The organism is Agrilactobacillus fermenti, from assembly GCF_021030645.1.
Classification (GTDB): domain Bacteria; phylum Bacillota; class Bacilli; order Lactobacillales; family Lactobacillaceae; genus Agrilactobacillus; species Agrilactobacillus fermenti.
This window is the reverse complement of the sequence record NZ_JACGCJ010000060.1, coordinates 1-3,051: the sequence shown is the minus strand read 5'-3', so window position 1 is coordinate 3,051 and position 3,051 is coordinate 1. Positions and strand designations below refer to the sequence as shown.

General features: G+C 36.5%; 2 protein-coding genes. One reads left to right on the top strand and one right to left on the bottom strand.

Going from position 1 to position 3,051, the window contains the following annotated elements:
* Positions 1–385: 385 nt before the first annotated feature.
* On the top strand, positions 386–1,948 hold the full coding sequence (locus tag FHQ08_RS12585) for a helix-turn-helix domain-containing protein (RefSeq protein ID WP_230914738.1): 1,563 nt from the start codon (positions 386–388) through the stop codon (positions 1,946–1,948).
* Positions 1,949–2,016: 68 nt separating this feature from the next.
* Here the strand turns inward: FHQ08_RS12585 and FHQ08_RS12580 are convergent, their stop codons facing one another.
* On the bottom strand, positions 2,017–2,562 hold the full coding sequence (locus FHQ08_RS12580) for a hypothetical protein (protein WP_230914737.1): 546 nt from the start codon (positions 2,560–2,562) through the stop codon (positions 2,017–2,019).
* Between the last annotated feature and the right edge of the window lie 489 nt (positions 2,563–3,051).

Genomic DNA, 3,051 nt, shown 5'->3' with positions numbered 1-3,051 from the left:
TAACAACAAACGTCGCCAAGAAACACTTAACGGCATGACCCCCAACGAATATGGGTGCCATGCCGTTAAGAAAAGTGCATAAGCATTTTAATTATTTAAGTTGTCTACTTGACACGGAGTAGTTCCGATTTCACTCAAATCGTTATATCTTTTTTTGTTTTTATTTTTAGGTAATATCCTTTGAAAAAACGACCAATTAGTGCGATTATTAAAGTAGATAGCGGGTTTTGAGTTTGTACTTAATTTTTTTAGTATGTATAATAAAAAATATGTTAACATTGATATGAGATAATGACATTATCTTTTTGGCAACTTGATGGGGAAGTTACAAATTCTTAATAGCCTGTTTAGTAAAGACACAAACAGGCGCAGGGGGAGATTAACCATGCGCAAGGTTGATGACCTATTTTTATCATTCTCCGAGATGGAAAAGTATAATTTATTTTTGAGTATCTTGGAAATGAAGCAAAAAGAAGTTTCACCAGAGCAATTGATTGGCTGTTTTCAACAGCACGGGCAAAAAATCACCGATATCAATATCAAGCAAGTTGCTGAATTACTGGGACGTAGCTATGGTAGTGTGTACAATACTTACATGGGTTTAATCAGTGATTTAAATAACTTGTTGGGGACGGAGAATGCTAATTTAGAAGAATTATTTAGCGTTGAAGCTGGCGCTTATTATGCGTTTTTGACAGCACAATCTTATCCTTATCGTTTCATTGATGCAATCGTACAGGATAAAGAAACCTCGTTTAAAGAATTCTATGCTAATCTTGGCAGCAGTAAGGCCACTGTATTGCGACATTTAAAATCGATGCGCGCATTTCTTAAAGATCGTGGCATTCGGATGACTTATGAACCAATGGGTTTTGTTGGGCAGAGTGAGTTGGCGATTCGAATTGCGATTACGAGCCTATATTGGCGCGCATGTGGTGCCTATCGTTGGCCCTTTAGTGATGCTGCCCGCGTAGAAGCCCTTGAAGCGGTTGATGAAGTGCGACATAGCTTTGATATTTCATCGTTTAGTACGAATGTCAATACATTGCTGTCGATTTTCATGGTCGTAAGTTTTCAACGAATGAAGCATCATTATCTAATTGACTTCAATGCAACCCAGAACATTCTGCACTATGCTTACCCAAATCTGGTGCGGGAGTTTGCAGAGACCCGGACAGATCACTTACAAGATTTAAGTGATGCCGAACTTATGAATGAGACTGGTGGGTTATTCTTAGTTTATAATTTGGTACCCGTATATTCGGAAACAAATAAGGTTATGGTTGAGAATTTTCTCCAAAAATTGACCTACTATAACGAAGATATTTCTGAGTTTGTTGCTGATTTTCTGAATAGCTTGCCTTTAGATGAACATGACGCGCTGTCTAAGACATCGGTAGATATCAAAGTGATCAAGGCGAATCTGATGGCTATTTTGATTGGTGTGTTGGCTTTTAACAATAGTAATATGTTTCTATTTAATACGGATGATCAAAATGTTTTGGATCAAACTGGTATTGAGACAACGCCGCTCTATCGTAGTTTGAGTAACACGTTCGCACATTTAGCGATGGATCAAAAATATAGTAAGTTCAAACCGTACTTTCGGCAAATTTTACCTGCTTTTTATGGTGTTTTGCAGCCAGTATTAACATTGTATAAGTCTAAGAACATGGTTAACGTTTATATTCAATTACGACCAAGCTTTTTTGAGAACAGTCGGTTGGAACAGATGATCAAAACGCTAGCTTTTGTAAAGATACTAAATACATCGGATGACTTGCAAAATACAGATTTAGTGGTTGCATCAGATCACGTGAGCTTGCCAGATGATTTACCGGAAAGTGCCGCTGTCATGATTTGGCCTCGTAGTCCATCGAGTGATGTTTATGGCCGTTTATATGGCATTTTAAGAGAGTTACAGTTGCAAAAAGAAGCTAATTATTAAAGAAATTAAAATGACCTAGCCTTTCCTGATTTGGAATATCGGCCGGGTCATTTTTTGTTGGCTTTTGACTAATTGATTTGTTTGATGATTGTCATAAGAAGTAAGATCCAGATATTGATGTACTCATTTTTGTTGATTTTAAATGTGTCCTCGTAAAGAATTGGCTGAGGTAGATCAGCTGCATCGTAAAGTGTCGCAAGCTTGACGCGTAAATTATGGTAATGCCCCGCTTCAAGCTCTGTATAAACAAAAGGATAGAGATCTAACAATAATTGAGTCTGTTGGTGTTTTTTTAATCCAGTAACCAAATGCGTGGCTTCGTGCTGAATTGTTTCTTGAAGTGGTAAATCATTAATTCGATTGTGATAATTAATTTTCTTAGCTAAATAGGCTGTCGCTTCAAATTGATGTAGGGTAAGAAATGCTGATTTTAAATCAAGTTGTAACAGCAGTGCCGTCTCACTGAGAAAGCGCGCAGATAGTCGCTCAATATTGCCTGGGATCTCGAATAAGGACAGTTTTTGTTGGATTTCTTCTTGTGTTGCAGCGGAGTAATCCATTAAGTCTAAATGATGCTCACTTAAAAATGCTTCGATAAGATTAAGTTCTGACATGACTATGCCTCCTTATATAACTAGTTAAATTATAGCAAATTCAGACTTTTTTTAATTAAATTTACTCTGAATGACACTTGAAAAGTAGAAGATGCCAAAATAATGTTCGTTAATATAATGAGTTAGGGAATGTATAAAGGATGAATATTCCCTTGGGGGTTAAAAACACAAACATTATTGATGTAAGTGTTGTATTTGTATGCCATTCCCAACACAAAAAGTTTTTTTGATAATTTCTTGACACTTGCTTGCTTCGCTGGTATAGTAGTTCTTGCAGTTGCGATAAGGCATAACGCTTCACAGAATAAATATACAAAGTGCTTGCAAATTTATTCATAACGTGTTATACTGATTAAGCTGTTCAACAAGGTAGACCTTTGAAAACTGAACAAAGTTTCGATAATCAAATGTGCAGGCTAGACCTTTTGGTCTAACAAACATTTGCGAAGTCAATTCGCTAGCAACAAATAATAATGAGTCACAAACTTG